The sequence below is a fragment of the Roseicella aerolata genome (genome assembly GCF_020523605.1).
GTDB classification, from domain to species: Bacteria; Pseudomonadota; Alphaproteobacteria; order Acetobacterales; family Acetobacteraceae; genus Paracraurococcus; species Paracraurococcus aerolatus.
In genome coordinates, this window is sequence record NZ_JAJAQI010000038.1 from 24,879 (window position 1) to 43,880 (window position 19,002).

17 protein-coding genes are annotated in these 19,002 nt (G+C 72.4%); 5 read left to right on the forward strand and 12 right to left on the reverse strand.

Going from position 1 to position 19,002, the window contains the following annotated elements:
- Positions 1 to 166: 166 nt before the first annotated feature.
- Complete coding sequence (locus LHA35_RS20875; RefSeq protein ID WP_111472209.1) at positions 167 to 700, reverse strand: ImmA/IrrE family metallo-endopeptidase; 534 nt, start codon at positions 698 to 700, stop codon at positions 167 to 169.
- Positions 697 to 1,026, reverse strand: a complete 330-nt coding sequence (locus LHA35_RS20880; protein WP_111472208.1) for a helix-turn-helix domain-containing protein — start codon at positions 1,024 to 1,026, stop codon at positions 697 to 699. The genes LHA35_RS20875 and LHA35_RS20880 overlap by 4 nt, the downstream gene beginning before the upstream one ends.
- A 214-nt stretch (positions 1,027 to 1,240) precedes the next feature.
- Between LHA35_RS20880 and LHA35_RS20885 the strand changes: the two genes are divergently transcribed.
- From LHA35_RS20885 to LHA35_RS20895, 3 genes are read left to right on the forward strand one after another with little or no spacing between them, the layout of a single operon-like run.
- Positions 1,241 to 2,464, forward strand: a complete 1,224-nt coding sequence (locus LHA35_RS20885) for a cyclic GMP-AMP synthase DncV-like nucleotidyltransferase (RefSeq protein ID WP_128080126.1) — start codon at positions 1,241 to 1,243, stop codon at positions 2,462 to 2,464.
- A 17-nt stretch (positions 2,465 to 2,481) separates the two neighbouring features.
- Positions 2,482 to 3,069, forward strand: coding sequence for a hypothetical protein (locus tag LHA35_RS20890; RefSeq protein ID WP_128080125.1), 588 nt, complete (start codon positions 2,482 to 2,484; stop codon positions 3,067 to 3,069).
- A gap of 12 nt (positions 3,070 to 3,081) precedes the next feature.
- Complete coding sequence (locus LHA35_RS20895) at positions 3,082 to 4,203, forward strand: SAVED domain-containing protein (RefSeq protein ID WP_111472205.1); 1,122 nt, start codon at positions 3,082 to 3,084, stop codon at positions 4,201 to 4,203.
- Between the two features lie 88 nt (positions 4,204 to 4,291).
- Here LHA35_RS20895 and LHA35_RS20900 read toward each other — a convergent pair whose 3' ends face one another.
- Complete coding sequence (locus LHA35_RS20900) at positions 4,292 to 4,750, reverse strand: hypothetical protein (RefSeq protein ID WP_111472204.1); 459 nt, start codon at positions 4,748 to 4,750, stop codon at positions 4,292 to 4,294.
- Positions 4,743 to 5,006 carry a type II toxin-antitoxin system prevent-host-death family antitoxin gene (locus tag LHA35_RS20905; protein ID WP_111472203.1) on the reverse strand — a complete coding sequence of 88 codons (264 nt, stop codon included), beginning with the start codon at positions 5,004 to 5,006 and terminating at the stop codon, positions 4,743 to 4,745. Before LHA35_RS20905 ends, LHA35_RS20900 begins: the two co-directional genes overlap by 8 nt.
- Before the next feature lie 153 nt (positions 5,007 to 5,159).
- Between LHA35_RS20905 and LHA35_RS20910 the strand changes: the two genes are divergently transcribed.
- Complete coding sequence (locus LHA35_RS20910; protein ID WP_111472202.1) at positions 5,160 to 5,855, forward strand: recombinase family protein; 696 nt, start codon at positions 5,160 to 5,162, stop codon at positions 5,853 to 5,855.
- Between the two features lie 130 nt (positions 5,856 to 5,985).
- Here LHA35_RS20910 and LHA35_RS20915 read toward each other — a convergent pair whose 3' ends face one another.
- Genes LHA35_RS20915 through LHA35_RS20935 form a run of 5 tightly spaced genes read right to left on the reverse strand, consistent with a single transcriptional unit; the run spans position 5,986 to position 12,914 of the window.
- Positions 5,986 to 7,308, reverse strand: a complete 1,323-nt coding sequence (locus tag LHA35_RS20915) for an MFS transporter (protein WP_111472201.1) — start codon at positions 7,306 to 7,308, stop codon at positions 5,986 to 5,988.
- 9 nt (positions 7,309 to 7,317) lie between these two features.
- A complete protein-coding gene (locus LHA35_RS20920; RefSeq protein ID WP_207803024.1) occupies positions 7,318 to 7,692 on the reverse strand; it encodes a hypothetical protein in 375 nt (124 codons plus the stop codon).
- A gap of 24 nt (positions 7,693 to 7,716) precedes the next feature.
- Entirely contained in the window at positions 7,717 to 10,851 is a 3,135-nt protein-coding gene (locus tag LHA35_RS20925; protein WP_111472200.1) for an efflux RND transporter permease subunit, read from the reverse strand.
- Positions 10,852 to 10,855: 4 nt separating this feature from the next.
- The gene (locus LHA35_RS20930) at positions 10,856 to 12,610 is read right to left on the reverse strand and encodes an efflux RND transporter periplasmic adaptor subunit (RefSeq protein WP_111472199.1); all 1,755 of its coding nucleotides are present in this window, start codon (positions 12,608 to 12,610) and stop codon (positions 10,856 to 10,858) included.
- Between the two features lie 25 nt (positions 12,611 to 12,635).
- A complete protein-coding gene (locus LHA35_RS20935) occupies positions 12,636 to 12,914 on the reverse strand; it encodes a metal-sensing transcriptional repressor (protein ID WP_111472198.1) in 279 nt (92 codons plus the stop codon).
- Positions 12,915 to 13,170: 256 nt separating this feature from the next.
- Between LHA35_RS20935 and LHA35_RS20940 the strand changes: the two genes are divergently transcribed.
- On the forward strand, positions 13,171 to 15,555 hold the full coding sequence (locus LHA35_RS20940) for a family 16 glycoside hydrolase (protein ID WP_111472197.1): 2,385 nt from the start codon (positions 13,171 to 13,173) through the stop codon (positions 15,553 to 15,555).
- Positions 15,556 to 15,894: 339 nt separating this feature from the next.
- On the opposite strand, the gene LHA35_RS20945 is transcribed toward LHA35_RS20940, so the two are convergent.
- The 3 genes from LHA35_RS20945 to LHA35_RS20955 all read right to left on the reverse strand — a co-directional run bounded on the left by LHA35_RS20945 (position 15,895) and on the right by LHA35_RS20955 (position 18,960).
- Positions 15,895 to 17,064 carry a tellurite resistance/C4-dicarboxylate transporter family protein gene (locus tag LHA35_RS20945; protein ID WP_226611766.1) on the reverse strand — a complete coding sequence of 390 codons (1,170 nt, stop codon included), beginning with the start codon at positions 17,062 to 17,064 and terminating at the stop codon, positions 15,895 to 15,897.
- Positions 17,065 to 17,165: 101 nt separating this feature from the next.
- Entirely contained in the window at positions 17,166 to 17,819 is a 654-nt protein-coding gene (locus tag LHA35_RS20950; protein ID WP_111472195.1) for a hypothetical protein, read from the reverse strand.
- Positions 17,820 to 17,982: 163 nt separating this feature from the next.
- A complete protein-coding gene (locus LHA35_RS20955; RefSeq protein ID WP_226611767.1) occupies positions 17,983 to 18,960 on the reverse strand; it encodes a YncE family protein in 978 nt (325 codons plus the stop codon).
- Positions 18,961 to 19,002 lie beyond the last annotated feature (42 nt).

Genomic DNA, 19,002 nt, shown 5'->3' on the forward strand with positions numbered 1-19,002 from the left:
CGGGATGCTTCAGCGCCAGGTGCCGGGCCTATTCCTCGGCGCGCTCCAGGGTGGGCCAGAGATAACGGAACGCGCCGCCGCGTTCCCGCTCCGTCCCGCTATGCTACGCGGCCGCGCATTCCGTTACCTCTGGCCTAGGCTGCGCGAACGCGCCTACCACGCCTACTCATAACCCGCTGCGGCGTGCCATCCTCAACAGCCGGTGCGTCATGGCCTGGGCGCTGACCCCGTAGGCCCGCGACAGCGCCAGGATGATCTCCTCGTTCTCAATATCCATTTGGGAGGCGCGCGGGTCGGACCGGAGAAGCCGATCCGGCATCAGCAGGGATGCGGCGAAGAAGTTCGCCTCCACCTCCTCCAGGTTCGTCCCGGTGGACGACTCCTCGGTCCGCAAACTGACGCGATAGTCTTTATCGTAGTGGACCTCTTGGCCCGCGTGCAGGAGGAGGTGACCCAGCTCGTGGGCAATGGTGAATCTCTGCCGGGTCGGGGCGTGCCCGTCGTTGACCCCGATGATGGCGCCCTCGTCCGAGCGGAACAGGATTCCCGAAACCTCTTTGAGATTCGATTTGACGACCCGGCAGCCCTTGAGCCGCGCGAGGCGCTCGACCGGCACAGGTGCCTTCGTCACCCCGGCCTCGTCGAGGAGGCGGTCAGCCAGCTTCTCGATGTAGGTGTACCGTGGGCGGCGCGGGGTCACCGTCCCATCCTCGCGTTCGCGGCCAGGAAGGCCACCACCGACCGGGGGAGGTCGCCCTTGGGCAGGGACGCCATCTGCGCGTTCCGGCGCTCTGCCGCTTCAAGCACTGCGGACGCGGTCGTGCCGAGGGCCTCGGCAAGTTCGACGAGGTGGTGCAGGGGGATGGCTTGGCGCCCGGCCTCGGCATTGGCGATGGAGGACCGCGAGAGGGCCACGCGTGCGGCCAACTCCTCCTGCCCCATGCGCTGGCTTTCCCTGCGTTCCTTCAGCTCCCGGCCCACGGCCGCGTAGAGCGCCCCTGCCCTCCCCGTTCGTCTGATCGCCATGGCTCGATTCTCCCGTCCGCCTGAGGGAACACTGTCCGTATCCGCATTTGGCGTCAACCAGGGAAACAGCAACGCAGGACAACCTTCGTATGCGTTTCTTAAACAAACAGCCCAACTGTTGTTGAAAGACTTTCGCGTGTATGGTTCTCTACCGGAGCCGAATCGATGAAAGGAGTCGGGCTTGACTTACATGGGGATCGGGGGGCAGCCGAGCGTGACGGACGTCCTGCTCCTGGACGTGGCCCGGAAGATCCAGCTCACGCCGACGGAGTACGACCAGGCCGTCGAGCGGTACCGGGCCATCAACGACTGGCTTGACCGCGAGGGCAGCCCCCTGCGCGGCAAGGTTGCCCTGATGTACCCGCAGGGGTCCATGGCGATGGGCTGCACCATCTCGTCCAGCCTGGAGAATGACGAGTTCGACATCGACATCATGTCTGAGCTCGTCCCGGAGTTTGCCGCGTGGCACCCGCGCGACATCCTCGACCTGCACTTCCTGACGCTGAACGGCGAGGAGGGGTCGCGGTACCACGGCAAGGTGGCGCGCCACACGCGCTGCGTCACCGTGCAGTACGCGGGTATGCACTTGGACGTCACGCCGTCCGTCCTGATCCCAGGCCGCGTGGAGCGCGTGAGCAATATCTTCCATAGCAAGCTGGAGCGGCCGCGCGCCGAGGACCGGCGCATCGTGGCCAACCCTTGGGGCTTCGCGGAGTGGTTCAAGGACCAGCTTCCCGACGCGCCGGGCAGCCTCGTGAGCCTCTCGGTCCTCGCTAAGCGCGCCGACGCGGTGCCTGTGGACGAGCAGCCGAAGCTCTTCGAGCGCAGCCCTCCCCTGATCGCGCTCCAGCTCATCAAGCGGTGGCGGAATAAGAAGTACGACCGGCGGCCGGGTCGCTGCCCGCCCTCCGTCCTCCTCGCCTGCCTCGTCGGCGAGCGGTCCGGAGCGCTCCTCCGCGCAGGCCGGACCCAATCGTCCCTCCACGCGGTGCTTGTGGATCTCATCGCCTACGCCAGGGGCGAGTTCGAGAAGGCGCGCGTGATGAGGGCCCTCATCCACCGCGCCAACCCAGCCTGCCCGCGCGACGAGGTGCTGACCGACCGTTGGCCTGCTTCCCCGGCGGACCAGGACCAGTTCATCGTCGATCTCGACGACTTCCGCGCCAAGCTCTCAGCCCTGGGTGCGCCCGACCTGGACCTGCCCGCGCGGGACAGGCTTCTCAGCGACATGTTCGGCGAGCGGGCCACGCGTCTCGCCATGGAGGAGTTCCGCAAGCGGCTGCACGAGCGGGCGAGCAGCGGCGGGCTGCTACAGCGGGCCGGCACGGGCAGCATCCTCGCGGCCCCTGTGATCGCGACGGGCGCCACGCCACGGCCGTCCCCTGGTAACGTGCAGCAGGCTCCGGCGCACAAATTCTACGGGGCCCCGCGCCGGTGAGGGCCACGGCGGCGACCTTGGACCAGCAGATCGCCGCCATGCAGGCGGCCTATCCGCTCATGCGCCTGACCGCCGTGGGGCGGTGGGGCTGCATCTGGGTAGGGCCGCTCCGGGGCTTCGACCGGCCCTATCAGGTGCGGATCACGCACGTTGACATGCCCACCCTCGGGGGCTGCGACCTGACGTGGCGGGGCATGCTGCCGCGCGCGCAGGTGCTCGCGCCGGACCTTCTCGCCGAGTGCGACGGGTGGCCGCCGCACCTGTATGGGGCGCACCCGCACCCTGACCTGTGCCTCTTCGATCCCGACGCGGGGGAGTGGAGGTCGGACATGCTGTTGGCGGAGAGTTATGTGCCCTGGGCCGCGCAGTGGCTCGCCTTCTACGAGCTCTGGCGCGTCACGGGTCAGTGGACCGGTCCCGAGCGCCACCCCGAGCCAGCGAAGGGCCCCGCGCCGGGCGCGGCCATGGAGAGCCGCGCGCCGGCGGTGCCGACGCCGGCGCAGGTGCGCCGCGTGGCGCGTGAGGCTGGAACGGAGGCGAGTGAGCCTCTCCTCCGCGCGTCGGCAGGTAGGCGCGTGCCGTCCCTGCTGCTGGACTGGAGATAGCGGGAGTTCTGGATGTCGAGCATCACGGAGTGGAACCAGCTGCTGCGGAGGGCCGTCGCGGCGTTCATCGAGTGGCGGTTCCGGAAGCGTTCGGCCAGTCTGGCGCTCATCGGGCTCGGTGTGTCGATCCTCGTGGCGGCGCTCGGCGGGCTCGCCGTGCGGTTCAGGTCGGGGGACACCGAGTTCGAATTCGGCGGCGGGGCCTCGTTCGCCCTGTCGGCTGTCGGCCTTGCCGTGGGAGCGGCGCTCGTCGGCCTGGGCACTTGGCTCCTTCTCCAGGACAGGCGCGAAGAGCGGGAGGCTCGCGAGCGGAAGCGCGTCCTCGTGGTCGAGCAGAGGGGCTTGCAGCGCAGGTTCAGCACGGCGCTGCGGGAAGCCCTGCCCCGCGCCCTCGTCGGGCAAATCGTTGAGAAGGTGATCGACGTCACGCCCTACTTCCGCGACGGCGTGCTCGCCGAGCAGGCGGCGGCGTTCATGCACGTCCGGGACGCGCGGGCCGTGCTGCGCCAGGGCCTGGGCGATGCCCAGCCTGCCGATGTGACCGTGGTGTACGGAGGCGTGTCGCCCGTCCCGCTGACGTTCCTGGCCGGCACGTTCTTCGACGACGAGAGCCGCGTGGTCGTGATGGACTGGGACCGGACGGCCGAGGGGTGGCGCACGCTGGACGGGGTGGACGATGGCGATCGCCTCTCCGAGCCCGACTTGTCCTCCGTATCCGACGGCACAGACGAGGTCAGCATCGCAATCTCCGTCTCCTACGAGGTGGACGTGGAAGCCGCCCGCCGCCTGGATCCCTCCCGGCCCATGCTCGCGCTGCGGATGGGCAAGGTGTTCGTCGGGAATCACTGGTCGGAGGACAAGCAGTGCGCCATGGCGGAGACCTTCGTCCGCACCTTGAGCCAGCTGGCGAACCGCGGGGTACGCACTGTTCACCTCTTCCTCGCCGCGCCGAACAGCGTGGTGTTTCGTTTGGGCAGGTGCATTGACATCCGCAACATGCCGACGGTGCAGGTCTATCAGCACGAGCGTTCCGACCCGATCGTCTTCCCATGGAGCATCATGATGCCCTGCCATGGGGCGCCCGAGCCGGCCTACTGCCCCACCCTTCCATGCGAGGTGACAGCGGCACCGTGACCATAGCAGCCGAGCTGCGCTGGCCCGCCGCAGTTTCCGCACCGGCGCCGCGTAGATCGCGCCGGCGCGCTCCCTCGCTGTGGCGGTGCTACTCCGATCGCGGCACCGCGCGCAGCCTGCGCGCCCTCGCGCGGGCCACGACCGCGTCGCGGACGCGCTCGAAGATCCGCGCCGGCAGCAGGCCATGGCTCCACGCCGGGCCGTCGGCGGTCTCGACGGGGCGGAGGTCGGGACCTGGCCACGCGAAGCGGTTCACCTCCGTCAGCACCACCCAGCACGGCGCGTCCTGCAGCCCGAGGCGCCGCCGCGTCTCGGCCGGCAGCTCGACACCATCGGTGTCGCGTGCCGGCGCGCTGGAGGTGATCGGCGCAACCACCACTTCCACGACGCCTGCGGCGCGGGCGAGCGCCAGCACCACTGCGCAGGGCCGGTCCTTGCGGCCCTCCTCCGCGCCAGCGTCGGCCTCGTGCGTCCAGAGGTAGGCGTAGCGGATCACCTCGCCCGGCCGCGGCGGCGGCGGTCCGCGGCGCCGCGCCGGCTCAGCCAACCTCGCCGTCGAAGCGGCGCGCCTCCTCCGGCGGCTCGCTCGCCGCGATCGCGTCCACCAGCTCGTCGGGGAGGTCCTCGACGCGGAGTGCCCGGCGGTCGCGTCGGCGGAGGCGCTCGTACTCCTCGACGGAGAGCATCACCACGCGCGGGCGGCCGCGGCTGGTGACGGCGACGGGGCGCGTGAGCGCCCGGTCCTGCCAGAGGGCGAAGTGCCGCTGCACCTCGCCCGCGGGCACGGGGATGGGGTCTTCCATGCGGAGCACCTGAAAGCCGTTTTGGCTGATATAGCTCGGTTAGCCATGAAATACGAGTTTCGCAGCAAACCGACCCTGATGGCGTAATTCACATTCCTTCAAACGCTCCTTTCAGATTGTGAAAACGTGCCGGATGGGGCAGCTTGACAGCCGATGGACCCTACCCCCGCCCCTGCCGGGCCCCGCTTCGTCGCCTACTACCGGGTGAGCACCGACAAGCAGGGCCGCTCCGGCCTCGGGCTGGAGGCGCAGCGCGAGGCCGTCGCCCGGCACGCCGCCGGCCGCGGCGGGACGGTGGCCGCTGCCTTCGAGGAGGTGGAGAGTGGCCGCCGCGGCGACCGGCCCCAGCTCGCCCTGGCCCTCGCCGAGTGCCGGGCGCGGCGCGCCGTGCTGCTGATCGCCAAGCTCGACCGCCTCGCCCGCGACGCCCACTTCCTGCTCGGCCTCGAGAAGGCCGGCGTCGAGTTCGTCGCCGCCGACATGCCGCACGCCAACCGCCTCACCGTCGGCGTCATGGCCCTCGTCGCCGAGGAGGAGGCGCGCATGACGAGCGCGCGCACGAAGGCCGCGCTCGCGGCGGCACGGGCACGCGGCGTGCGGCTCGGCAACCCGCGCCTCAGGCCAGGCGATGCTACCACTGCGGCGGACGCGCGCGCGGCCTGGTCGGCGGGCGCGGCGCGGCGCGCGGCCGAGGTCGCGCCCTACCTCGACGCGGCGCGCAGGGCAGGGGCCACGACGCTGCAGCAGCTCGCCGACGCGCTCACCGCGCGCGGCGTGCGCACGCCGCGTGGTGGCGAGCGTTGGATGCCTCAGCAGGTGAGGCGCGTACTGGACCGGGTGGCAAGGTGAGGACGGGGCCAGTGTCGCATTCCTGCCGCGACACGCTCGCGGTGGGCGTTAACACGAACAAGCGGCGACACGCCATAGGACGAAGGCTGGACTCGCCCGCAGCGCAGCGAATCCAAACGCGCATCGGTGATCACGGCCAGTCAGGATGCCGCGCGTCGAAGACCATGGCGTGCCGGTGGCGGAAGCCGCCGCCCGGAACCGACTCGGCTTCAGCGATGTGCGCGTCCTCGTCCGGCAGGTCCCGGTGGACGTGCTCGACCGCCGCGCCGTCGCCGCGCGGCCACAGCACCGCCGCGCCGGCGCAGCCCAGCCCCGCCAGGGCGGCGAGGGCGAGGAAGGTCGCGTCGAGCCCTGCCGCCGCGCCCATGTGCCCGGCCAGCGGGTAGGCGACGAGCCAGCAGGCGTGGCTCAGCGCGAACTGCGCGGCGAACAGCGCGGGCCGGTCGCCCGCGGCGGCGGAGCGCCGCAGGAGCCGGCCGGCCGGGGTCAGGACCAGTCCGTTGCCGAGCCCGAGCAGCGCCCAGAGCGGCAGCAGCACCGGCCATGACGGCACCGTGGTGCCGAGCAGCAGGCCCGCCACCAGCAGCGCCGCGCCCACGAGCATGGCGGTGCGGTCCGACGCCGCCCGGTCCAGCAGGCGCGGCAGCGCCAGCGCCGCCAGCATCGAGCCGAACCCGTAGGCGGCGAGCGTCCAGGCCACCTCACTCTGGCCGAGCCCGAATTCGCCGCGCACCAGCACCACGGTGTTGACGATGACCATGGCCCCCGCCCCCGCCACGGTCAGGTTCAATGCCAGCAGGCCGCGCAGCCGGGGCGTGGCGAGATAGATGCGACTGCCCCGCGTGATGCGCGCCCAGGCGCCCTCTGCTGCCTCGGGCGGCTTCGGCGAGGGCAGCTGCACGGACAACACTAGCGCCGCCGAGGCGAGGAAGCCGAGGGCGTTGCCCGCGAACAGCCAGTGGAAGCCGACCAGGCCCAGCAGCCCGGCGGCGATCGCCGGGCTTGCCAGCGCCTCCAGGTCATAGGCGAGGCGGGAGAGCGAGAGCGCCCTGGTGTACTCGGCCTCGTCGGGCAGCACGTCCGGGATGGTCGCCTGGAAGGTCGGCGTGAAGGCGGCCGAGCCGGCCTGCAGCACGAAGACCAGCACGTAGACCTGCCAGACCTCGGTGACGAAGGGCAGCAGCAGGGCGATGCCGGCGCGCAGCAGGTCGAGCGCAACCAGCAGGGCGCGGCGTGGCACCAGGCCGACGAAGGCGCCGGCGACGGGCGCCAGCCCCACATAGGCCACCATCTTCAGCGTCAGCGCCGTTCCCAGCACCGCGCCCGCGTCGGCGCCCGCGACCTCGTAGGCGAGCAGTCCGAGCGCCACCGTCGCCAGCCCGGTGCCGAGCAGTGAGAGCACCTGCGCCAGGAACAGGTGGCGGTAGGTGCGGTGGGCGAGGGGCGACAGCACTGCCCTGCCTCAGTCGTTGGTGAACCGCGCCTGCAGCCTGTGGCCACCGGCCGAGGCCGAGAAGACCACCCGCGCACCTGGCGCGAGCGGCTGATCCATCTGGCCCACCATCCGGTTGGGCTCGGCGCCGGCAAGCTGCACGGTGATCGTCTGCCCGCCCTGCTGCACCACCGCGCGCCCGGTCAGGCCGCGCGTGCGCATTGGGCTGCCCGCGCGGTCGTCGTCCCGAAGGTAGAAGACGAGCTCGGCGCCGTTCGGCACGAACTCCACCGGGTGGCCGTCGGCGACGACGACGCGACCGCCATTCGGCCCGCGCTGCTCCTGAGCGATTGCCGCCAGGGGCATAGCGAGCGTCAGGCCAAGGATCAGGGTGCGCCGGATCATGCCGTGGTTTCCTTCCAGGTTGGTTCAGTAGGCCTCGACGGCGGACGGCGCGGTGCGGTCCGCCTTCCGAGCCAAGGCGAGGCGTTCCAGAGGCTTGCGGCCGAAGGCGAGGAAGAGCAGCGGCGTCAGCAGCGCGTCCAGGAGCGTCGCGCTGACCAGCCCGCCGAAGATGGTCACCGCCACCGGGTGGAGGATCTCGCGCCCCGGCTCCCCCGCCCCGAAGAGCAGGGGGATCAGCGCCAGCCCGGCCGAGAGCGCGGTCATGAGCACGGGCGCCAGGCGCTCCCGGCTGCCGCGCAGCACCAGCGCCGGGCCGAAGCGCTCGCCCTCCAGCAGGGCCAGGTTGATGTAGTGGCTGATCTTCAGGATGCCGTTGCGGGCGCTGATGCCGGCCAGCGTGATGAAGCCCACCATGGAGGCGACCGAGAGCGAGAGCCCCGCGATCCAGAGCGCGGCGACGCTGCCGATCAGCGCCAGCGGGATGTTGCCCATGACGATCAGCGCCAGCGCTGTCGAGCGGTAGCGGCTGTAGAGCACGATGAAGACCAGGGCGAGGGAGACGAGGGAAAGCAGCGCGATGATGCGCGTCGCCTCCTCCTGCGCCTGGAACTGCCCCTCGATGCGCGCCGAGTACCCCTCGGGCAGGCGCGCCTCCGCGATCGCCTGGCGCATCTCGGCGACGATCGAGGCGGCGTCGCGCCGTCCGTCGGTGTTGGCGGAGATGACGATCCTGCGCTGCCCGCCCTCGCGCAGGACCTGGTTCGGGCCGTCCGTCTCCTCGATGTCGGCGACGAGGCGCAGTGGGACATGGCCGGTCGGTGTCGGCAGCAGCAGGTCGCCGAGACCAGAAGTCGATCGGTCGCGGTCGGCGAGGCGGACCACCACGTCGAAGCGCCGGTTACCCTCGACGATCTGCGACACGGTCCGCCCGTTCGCGAGCCCCTCCAGCGCCTCGGTCAGCACGGCGGGGGATATGCCGTAGAGCGCGGCGCGGGCGTAGTCGGGCAGGATGCGCACTTGCGGGATGCGCACCTGGCGCTCGACCTGCACGTCCACCGCGCCGGGGATGCGGGCGAAGCGGGCGCGCAGCCCCTCGGCGAGCGTGCCGAGCGCGTCGAAATCCGGGCCAAAGAGCTTGACCGCGATCTCCGCCCGCACGCCGGAGAGCATGTGGTCGAGCCGGTGCTGGATCGGCTGGCCGAGGCTGACCGCCCCGGGCAGGACGGCGAGTCGGGCGCGGATGTCGGCCAGCACCTCAGCGCGCGGCCGGCCGGATCGGCGCAGCGCGACGTCGAGTTCGCTGAAATGCACGCCCTCGGCGTGCTCGTCGAGCTCCGCCCGCCCGGTGCGGCGCCCGACCGAGGCGACCTCAGGCACTTCCGCCACCAGCCGTTCCGCGACCGCCCCGAGCCGGCTCGATTCGGCGAGGGAGATGCCGGGCCGGAAGGTCAGCGCCACCAGCGCGGTGCCCTCGTTGAAGGGCGGCAGGAAGGCGCGCGGCAGCTGCGTCGCGGCCACGGCCGCGCCGGCGGCGAGCAGCCCCGCGGCAAGGAAGATCGCACGCGGGCGCCCCATCGCCCAGCGCAGCAGTGCCTCGTTGCCGCGCTTCAGGCTGCGCAGCACGACGCCGTCACCGCGATGCGCCGCCTCCCGCCGCTGCGCCAGCAGGAAGTAGGACAGCACCGGGGTGACGGTGATGGAGACGAGGAGGCTCGCCAGGATCGCCACGATGTAGGCGATGCCGAGCGGTACGAAGAGCCGCCCCTCGATCCCGGGCAGCGCGAAGAGGGGGACGAAGACCAGCACCACGATCATGGTCGCGTAGACAATGCCGGATCGCACCTCCTGGCTTGCCGTCGCCACCACCTCCAGCACCGGGCGCGGCGCGGCGAGCGCGGCGTTCTCGCGCAGGCGCCGGAGGATGTTCTCGACGTCCACCACCGCGTCGTCCACCAGCTCACCGATGGCGATGGCGAGCCCGCCGAGGGTCATCGTGTTGATGGTCAGGCCTATTGCCTGGAAGACCAGCACGGTGACCAGGATGGAGATCGGGATCGCCGCCAGCGAGATGGCGGTCGCCCGTACGTCCATCAGGAAGAGGATCAGGATGACGGCGACGACGACCGTCGCCTCGGCCAAGACGGCACGGAGGTTGTCGATCGACGCCTCGATGAAGCTCGCCTGGCGGAACTTCACGTTGGTCGCGGTGATGCCGGGCGGGAGACTGCGCTGGATCTCGGCCAGCGCAGCCTCGATGCGCGCGGTCACCGCCAGCGTGTCGGCCGCCGGCTGCTTCTGGATGCTGACGACGACGGCGGGCGCGCCCCGGTAGCCGGCGTCCCCGCGCTTCGGCCGCGCCGCGAATTCCACCTGCGCCACCTGGCGCAGCAGGATCGGGTGCGCCTCGCCCGGGCGCTGCGCCACCGGAATGTCGCGCAGGTCCTCGAGCCGGCGGGTCAGCCCGACGTTGCGGATCAGGTATTCCCGGCCGTGCTGGTCGATGAAGCCGCCGCCGGTGTTGGTGCCGAAGCGGCGCGCCGCGGCCTCCACCTGCTCGGGCGTCACGTCCAGCGCCAGCATCGCCGCCGGGTCCGGGGTGACGCGGTACTGCCGGACCTCGCCGCCGATCGGGATGACCTGCGCGACGCCGGGGATCGCCAGAAGCTGCGGGCGGAGGACGAAGTCCGCGACCTCGCGCACCTCCATCGGGCCCACCCCCTCGCCGGTCACGGCGAGCAGCATGATCTCGCCCATGATGGAGGTGACCGGGCCCATGATGGGGTTGGCGCCGCGCGGCAGCGTCTCCCGCACCAGGGCGAGGCGCTCGGCCACGAGCTGGCGGGCGCGGTAGATCTCGGCGCTCCAGTCGAACTCGACGTAGACCACCGACAGCCCGACGCCGGAGACCGAGCGCACCCGCACCGCGCCCGGCATGCCGTTCATCGCGGTCTCGATGGGGAAGGTGACGAGCTGCTCGACCTCCTGCGGGGCGAGACCCTCGGCCTCGGTCAGCAGGGTGACGGTCGGGCGGTTGAGGTCGGGGAAGACGTCGACCGGGACGCGCGGCAGGGTCAGCGCGCCGTAGACGACGAGGACGGCGGCGGCGGCCAGCACGAGCAGCCGGTTGCGGAGCGACGCGCTGACCAGCAGGTTGAACATCGGCTCAGCGCACTTGGTTGATCAGGTCGGCGCCACGCACCACCACGCGTGAGCCGGCCGGCACCCCGGCCGCCAGCAGCACGCGGCCGGCGTCCAGCGGCTCCGTGCGGACCGGCGCGGGTTCGAACACCTCCGGGGCGGTGTGGCGCCAGACCATCGCCTCGCCGTTGCCGCCGCGCACCAGCGCCGAGCGCGGCACCACGATCCCCTCCACCGGCGCGCCGAGCTGGGCCGAGACGGTGACGGGCTGGCCGACGCTCAGCCCCGGCGGCGGGTCGAGGATGGCGAACTGCACCAGCGTCGCCTGCTGCTGCAGCGCCCGCCCGAAGCCCTGCAGGGCGAGGCGCATCGGCGCGCCGCCGGCGGCCGAGGCGGTCGCGCCCTGGATGTTCAGGGCCGCGGCATCGGCGCCGTGCGCCAGCGCCTCGACCCAGAGCCCCTTGGGGTCGACGACCTGGAACAGCACGTCCTGCGCCTGCACGACCTGGCCGGCGACGACGCGGGCGCTGGCGATGACGCCGTCCGAGGGCGCGCGCAGCTCCTCGGGCGCCACGCGGTTCTCCCGCACCATGGCCCGCCGGCGGCGCAGCCCCTCGAGCTCGATCTCGGTGTCCACCACCTGCACGCGGGTGCCGGCGCCGGTCGCGGCGAGGCTGCGGGCGCGCTGCAGCCGCGCCTCGGCCGCGGCGATGAGCTGGTCGATCTCGCCGAGGCGCTCGGCGATGGTGGTGCGGTCCGCGGCGGGGAGCGGCGGCTCCACCAGGGCCAGCACCTCGCCCCGCCTGACCGCCTGGCCCAGCCGCGGCAGGCCGCTCTCGGGCGGGATGACCCGGCCGCCAACCGCGCTCTGCGCCAGCCCCCCGCGGTTGGGGTCGGTCACGACCCGGCCGATCAGCGTGATGGTGCGGTGCGCCGTCTCCGGCGCCGCGATGGCGGTGCGGATCTCCAGCAGGCGCTGGCTCGGCTTCGGCAGGAAGACGGTGCCGTCCGGCAGGCGGCGCGGCGTGTCCACCGTGGGGCGCTGGCCCGCCGCTGCCGCCGGCGCCGAGGGACCATGGCTATGGTCGCCGTCGCCGGCGCGCGCGGCACCGGGCGCGGCGCCGAGGCCGAACGCCAGGAGGGCGGAGAGGACTTCCCGGGGCAGGCGGCGTCCGCCCGACGGGCGTCCACCCCCCCGCAGCAGGATACCGAACAGCAGACCGAGCCCGAAGATGCCGCCCAGCGCCAGCCAGGGATGGTGCAGCAGGTCGTCGATCAGGCCTTCGTGGACGTGGGCGAGGCTCGCCGCGGGGGGCGGGACGGGCTCCGCCGGCCATTCGCCGATGAGCAGGTCATCGCCGCCCGGCGCCGTGATGGAGAAGACCATCTCCAGGGATGCCGGCGGGGCAAGCAGGCGCGGCGAGCGCAGCAGGAAGGTGCCGTCAGGCTGCGGTTCGGCGCGCAGCGTCTCCTCTCCCAGCGTCGCCTCGATCGCCGCGTCGGCGACGGGCGCGTTGTCGGCGGTGCGGTCCAGGTAGAGGGTCAGGGTCTCCGGGCCGGTGCGGATGGCGACGAGCTCGTAGGTCTCGGACTGCACGGCGAGCCGGGTCCGGGCGGCGGCAGCGGTGACCGTCTCGTGCTCCGCCGGGCCGTGGGTGTGGTCGTCCCCGCCGCCCGCGCGGGCAGGCGGTGCCGCCGCGGGCAGGACGAGCATGGCGGCGAGCGCGATCGCCCTCAACAGGGGCGAGCGGGCACGGTGAGGCTGCAGCGGGCTCGGCATGGGGTGCGTCGGATCGCCGGGCGGGTCAGAGGTATTTCGTGATGGCCTTGAATTCGTCGATCGGCCCGCGCTCGGCGCGCGGCACGGCGCCGACGACGTGGTCGAGGCAGTGGTCGAGGTGGTCGTGGATCAGCGTCCGCTTGGCGTTGGCGATGGCCGCCTCGACCGCATGCAGCTGCTGGGCGAGGTCGAGGCAGGAGCGCCCGGCCTCGATCATCTCGATCACGCCCTGCAGGTGTCCGGCGGCGCGCCTAAGGCGCTTCACCACATCGGGGTGGCTACGGTGGACATGAGGCTCGGTCATGTCTTTCATCCTATCCCAGGGGAGAGCATAGGCTCAAGCTCGTTTTGAGCGGCACTCGGCCCAAGAGCGGCTCTGGTCGCGTCTGGGGTCGCCCTTGCGCGGGTGCGGCGCACCTGGGGAGGGCGCGACGGAGCCAGCCTCTCGGCCCGCCGTCCGTCGCCTGGCCGCACGGTGGCGCGACGTGCGCCTGGTCACAGACGGTTCGTGACCGCCGGGTGCCGAGTGGCATAGCGTGAGCCGGAGGAGGGCCGCTTCGATGCCGCAACAACTGCCGCTGCTGGTGCCGAATCCGAGCATCCCCCAGGACTTCCAGCAGACCGCCTTCGCGCACGACCTCGTCGGGCGCTACGTCTGCAGCACCTGGGACGAGGCGGTCACCGGCAACGGCGGCGCGCCGTTCGACGCGGTCGTCGTCGGCGCCGGCATGTTCGGCGGCTACTGCGCCGACAAGCTCTACCGCTTCGGCGACGAAGGAAACCTGCGCATCCTTGTGCTGGACGCCGGCGCACTCCTCGTCACCACCCACCTGCAGAACCTGCCGAAGATCGGACTCAACGCGCCGGGCGCGCGGGTGGTGCGGACCAACGCCGAGGACCCCGGGACGCAGAACGTCGTCTGGGGCTTCCCCTGGCACAGCGACCGCGCCTTCCCCGGCCTGGCCTATTGCGTCGGCGGGCGCTCGGTCTTCTGGGGCGGCTGGGCGCCGCGGCTCGTCGCGGACGACCTCAAGCGTTGGCCCGATGAGGTGCGCAAGCACCTCCTGGACGACGCGGCCGAGAACTACGTCTTCGTGGAGCAGGAGATCGGTGTCGCCGAGCCGACGGACTACCTCGAGACCGACTTCAGCAAGGTCGTCCGAGCGGCCTTCGCCGCCGCGATCCCGGGCCTGAAGCTCGCCCTCGAGGACAACACGCCCCTCGCGATCCAAGGGCAGGCCCCGGACGGCGCCCTCTTCAGCTTCGACAAGTACAGCAGCGCCAACCTGCTGATCGACGCCCTGCGCGACGACGTCGCCCGCCGCTGGACGCTGAACGACAATTCGCGGCGCCGGATCATGCTCGTGCCGCGCACGCAGGTCACCGGGCTGCAGACCGACGGCACGGGCCGGGTCCGTCGGATCGAGGTCCGCGAGAACGGGGTCCAGCGCTTCCTACGGGCGGGCCAGGAGCTCGTCGAGGACCCCGTCGTCGTCCTCGCCGCCGGCACGATCGAGACCACCCGCCTCGCACTCGCCTCCTTCCCGGCGGACGGCATGGGCGCCAACCTGATGGCGCACCTTCGCAGCAACACCGTCGTGCGCGTCCGGCGCTCCGCGCTGGGCCTCCCGCCCAAGCCTGCCGAGCTCGAGACCGCGGCCTTCCTGCTGCGTGGCTCGGTCAAGGTCGGCGGCGAGCCGCGGCAGTTCCACATCCAGGTCACCTGCGCGCCGTCGGAGGGCACCGACGCCGAGGGCAACCTCTTCACCGCCATCCCCGACCTGGACCACCTGCAGGACCTCAAGGCGAGCCAGAACCCCAATTGGGTCGTCGTCATCCTGCGGGGCATCGGCGAGATGGAGGGCGACCGGACGATCGCGCCGCCTGACGGGCCGAAGGACCTGGCCAGGAGCTGGATGAACCTCGCCAAGGATGCCGACCAGCGCGACCAGTTCGGCATGCCCCGCGCCTGGGTGAACCTGGTCGACACGCCCGGCGACCGCCAGGTGTGGCAGGCCATGGACAAGGCCGCGGCCGACACGGCGAGGGCCCTGGCGAAGAACAAGCCCGAGGACCTCCAGTGGTTCTACGACGGCGGCTGGAAGTCCGGGGATGAGCCCCCGCCCGACGGGAAGGTCCGCGACAACATCGGCTCCACCCACCACGAGGCCGGCACGCTCTGGATGGGCCCGCCCGGCGCGGGGCTCACCGACGCCGACGGGCGTTTCCACCACGTTGGGAACGCCTACGTCGCTGGCCCGGCCCTGTTCCCGACCGTCGGCTCGGCGAATCCCTCGCTGACGGCTTTGGCGCTCGCGCGCAAGACGGCCCGCGCGGCCGCCAAGGCGCTGCTGCCGAAGCCGGATGCGAGCTTCAAGCCCCTCGCCGCCGGGGGCTCGCTGGTGGGCTGGCTGATGGCGGGGAGCGGCGGCTTCCGCGTCCTGCCGGGCGGCGTGCTGGAGGGCTTCGGCGGCATCGGCCTGCTCTGGTACACGCGCGAGCAGTTCGGGGACTTCCTGCTCCGGCTCGAATGGCGCGCCGGCAAGAAGGAGGACAATTCCGGCGTCTTCATCCGGTTCCCGCCGCTCAACAGCAGCGACGCGGGCGTGGACTGGCGGCGCGCCGTCAACCGCGGCTACGAGATCCAGATCGACGACACCGGCTTCAACCCGGACACCGGGCAGCAGGGCGACGCGAAGCACCGCACCGGCGCGGTCTACTCCTTCGCGCCGTCCTCGGCGCTGGCGTCGAAGGCACCCGGCGACTGGAACGCCTACGAAATCGAGGCGCGCGGCGACAAGATCAACGTGACGCTCAACGGCACCAAGGTGGTGACGGACTTCATCGTCGACGACGTGCGGCCGCGGCGTGGCCACATCGGGCTGCAGAACCACGGCGCGGGATCGACGGTGCAGTTCCGGAACCTGCAGGTCCGCAGCCTCTGATCCCGACCGGAGGCCTCCGCGGGAACGCCGCCGCGGCTGGAGCCGCGCGATTTTCGGCGCGTTCGGCGATGGCAACGCCTGGGACTTGCCCGTCCGGCACGACCGCGGCCCGCAAAACGCCAGCGAGGAGCTCCAGGAGGAGATCGCCCCTTCGGCTGTCGTCGGCGTCGGCAGCACGCCCGCGGCGTCGTCGGCCGCTCGGTGGAGGAGGGCGGCGCCTTGCGCGCCGGTGTGCCCGGCCCGGTCTGCTCCATCCGACCGGCAGCGGCTCGGCGCCGGTCCGGAGTGGGCGCTGACGGCGCGAGCAACTGAACCGTGCCAAGTCCTTGGGGCGTCGCCCTACCGCGCGTCGGCCCGGTCGAGTGCCCGACCGCAGAGCCGGGGTGCGTGCCGCGCCCAGCGGAGCAGCAGGCCGGCGCCGGCGGCGAGCCACGCCGCGAGCGCGGCCCACGCGAACAGCCGCGCCAAGGAGTCGTGCCCGGCGGCTTGGGCGTAGGTCGCCGTGGCGGCGGCGTACATGCCGAGCGGGAACACCACCGACCAGTGCTGCGGGTCGTAGGCGAGCGGGAGGCGCCGGACCGCGTGCCGCCAGACCGCGGCGGCGGCGAGAGGGAGGATCCACCAGGTGGCAGCGGCCCAGGCCCCCGCCGTCAGCACGGGCAGGACCTGCAGCAGCTCCGGCGACACGGCACCGTCCGCGTGGGCGCGCGTGTAGAGCGTGAGGCTGGCCCCCGCCAGGGCGGTGATCGCCGCCGCGCCCATGTTGATCCAGTACGGCGGTGCGAGCGCCTCCGCGGTCATGTGGTGGAAGAGCCAGCGATAGGCGATCAGCGTGATGAGGATCACGTAGGAGAGGCCGCCGAGCAGGAAGGCGCACAGGCAGGCGAAGGCCACGACGTCCGGTCGGGGCGTCACGTCCGCGACGGCCGTGCCCAGCACGCAGATCGACTCGGTCGAGACCACGACGAGCAGCCAGGCGCCGCCCAGCGCCCGCTCGATGGGCGGCTTCGGGTCGGCCAGCGTCACGGCCGCGAGGAGCGCGTAGGTCAGGACCAGCCAGAGCAGGGCGGCGAGGACCCACAACGCCAGGGCGATGCCCCGGTACGGGGTCATGAGGGCGAATTGGGTACCGAGCACGCCGGTCGCGGCGACCTTGGCGAGGAAGGTAGGACCCGCCGCGTGGTCGCCCATGTCCCGGAAGAAGGCGGCGGGGAACCGCACCAGGCGCGCCAAGGTGATCACCCAGAGGACCGGGTAGGCGGCGAGATTGACCGCGAACAGCGCGCCGGGCACCAGCGGCACCCCGAGGAGGTGCGTCGCGGTCGAGACGATGCCGGTGGCCATGACCAGGGCGAAGTAGCCGGGGGGGAAGGTGGCGAGCCAATCCCACCCCGCTTTGCCCGGGCCCCGGCCGTCGGGTGGACGCGACCCGGGCGGTCCGCTCGGCTCCTCCCGCCCGGGCGTCGTCGCCGGGACCAAGGGGACCGTGGTGGGCTTCTGATCGGGCATTCGCGCCTCGGTGTCGTCCCCACGTCCCTGGTCCCGAACTCCGGCTCGAGACGTCGGCTCTGGGTGTGGCTCAGCCGCGTTCCGGACCACCAGGGGCACGGCTACTGCAGGATCTGAACCTCGAGGCCGTCGAAGTGGGTGAGGCTGTCGGCCTTGGTCCACAGCCCGACCCGCCCCGCCTCGCGGAAGGTGCGGTCGGTTGCGGTGAAGAGCTCGCGGCCGTCGAGCGAGACCGCGAGCCGGTCGCCCTCGACCCGCAGCCCAAGGGACTGCCACCGATCGCGCGGCACCGGCACGTCGACGCCGGCGAACTGGGTCCGGCGGCCGTCCACGACGCGGTAGAGGCGGACGTTGTTCTCGAGCGCGTTCGCCCGCGCGATGTAGTAGTTGCGCGGATCGCGCAGCCGCACCACCAGCCCCGCCGCCTGGTCCACCGTGCCGGACACCGGCCGGAACCGCACCGAGACCGCCACGTCGCGCGCATTGAAGCCGTCCAGGATCGCCAGCGGGAACCGGTCGCTGGTGCGATCCTGGCTGGTCTCGGCCACCACCTTCGCGCCCGCCGGCGCGGACGGATCTTCCAGCACCACCCAGCGCACCGGCTCGCCTCGGCCCGTCAGCGCGAAGGAGAAGCCGGGCGGCGGCGCCCCTGTGGGTGCGTCCTCGAAGGTGCGGGGCTGCTGCTGCCCCTGCGCCACGGCGGCGCCCCCCACGGTGGTGAGGAGAGCCAGGGCGAGCAGTGCGACCCGGCGCATGAAGGCGGCGGTCCGCTGTCCCGAGCGGGGTTCGGCTTGGCGACCGGACCGGCGTCCTGGCCGGTGCCGCGGCGCCGGCATTCCACCCGGGCCGTTCGGGCCGGCGGGAACGGTGGTGGCGGCCGGCAGGGGACGGTTGCGCATCGTGCGTACCTCCTTGGGTTCAGGGCGGGGGGTCGGGCTGGAACACCCAGATGGCGGCCGGCCCGTGTGGGCCGGCGCGCGCTGCAACGAACAGCCGGTCCAGCTCGGGCACGAACAGCCCGGTGCGGGCGCCGACCGCCGTCGGCACGCGGGCGATCCGGTGCGGGGACGGCGCGGGCCCTCGCCCACTGCCTGGCGTCTCCGGTGCCGGCTGGTCCTCGAACACGTCTACGGCGCCTTCGCCGCAGACGGCGTAGAGGCGGCACCGGTGCGCATCGAGGAAGAGGTCGTCCGCGTCGCCGCTCAACGGAAGCCGGCCGAGCACCGAGCCGTCCTTCAGGTCGAGGACGGCGAGGGCCGCCGGTTCACGGAAGGCCACGAACAGGCGCCCGCGGGATTCGTCGAGCGCCATGGGGAAGTTGGCCCCGAGCCCCGGCACGGACCAGGTGGCGACGTGCCGCCGCGCGGCCCGGTCGAGGACCGCGATGGCGCCGCCCGCGCCCGGGATGTTGACGAAGGCGCGCGGCCCGCCCGCCTCGAGCTGGAAGGACTCCGGATGGGCGGCGAGGGGGATCGACGCGCCGGCGGGCCGCCCGCTCGCCGCATCGAGCGCCGTCAGGCCGCCCCCGCCCCCGGGTGCCCCATGCCCGGCGCCGCCGTGACCGACCCAGACGACACCCCCGCCGGCGGGATCGGGGCGCAGGTTGTCGGCGGCGGCGTCCAGGGACGTCGGGCCGAGCGGCGCGAGATCGGCGCCCCGGAAGCGCTCGATCGTACCGTCGCGGGCGTTGGCGACCAGGACAATGTCCGCCCCGGGCGCGTAGGCCACACCCTGCGGCTCCCGCAGGCACTGGATCCGGTGCGCGACCACCCAGGTATCCACATCGATCACGGCCATGCTGTCGTTGCCGAGCTCGGCGACGAACAGGCGGCGGCGAGCCATGTCCGCGGCGAGGTGGTCGATGCGGCCGCGCACCTCGCCGAGCGGGATCTTCACTTCGAGGAACAAGGGCGGCACTCCGTTCGGAATCTGTTGCGC